Annotated in this window: 1 protein-coding gene; it reads right to left on the minus strand. The window is 57.8% G+C overall.

Going from position 1 to position 434, the window contains the following annotated elements:
• Positions 1-248 precede the first annotated feature (248 nt).
• Positions 249-434, minus strand: a 186-nt coding sequence (locus I6F37_RS40645) for a hypothetical protein (protein WP_225154467.1), incomplete at its 5' end; no start/stop codon positions are given.

The following is a 434-nucleotide window of genomic DNA, read 5'->3' on the forward strand; positions in this document are numbered from 1 at the left end:
CTCCGAGCGCGACGAGGGCGAGCGAGAAAAACAAGCCAAAGAACGGAAGCGCCGGAAGCACCAGCGGCGAGTGGATGTCGCAGAGATAGCCCAGCCCGCCGAGAGCGAAGATCAAGGCGAGGATCGTCGCGTCCCTCCAAGAGAATGGCGCTTCCGGGCTGGGCTCTTTCATCAAGTTCTATCGCCGTGGAAAATAAACGCAGAGTCGCCAAGGCGCAAAGGCGCGGGGATGAATAACGAGTAAATTCTCATCGCTGGCCAGCTTGAGCATGAACCTCCTCATGGGCCTTCGCACGGCTCAACAAAATCGCGCGCAGATTGCCTTGCGGGCCCTGGGTCTCCTCAGTCTTACGCCTGGTGTCGACGGCCGATTTATCACATTGGCGAAGGTAATCGTCAATTGGAGCGGGAATCACCAGGTATCGGCTAATGAC

Origin of the sequence: Bradyrhizobium sp. NBAIM08, assembly GCF_020193935.1 — a bacterium.
Classification (GTDB): Bacteria; Pseudomonadota; Alphaproteobacteria; order Rhizobiales; family Xanthobacteraceae; genus Bradyrhizobium; species Bradyrhizobium yuanmingense.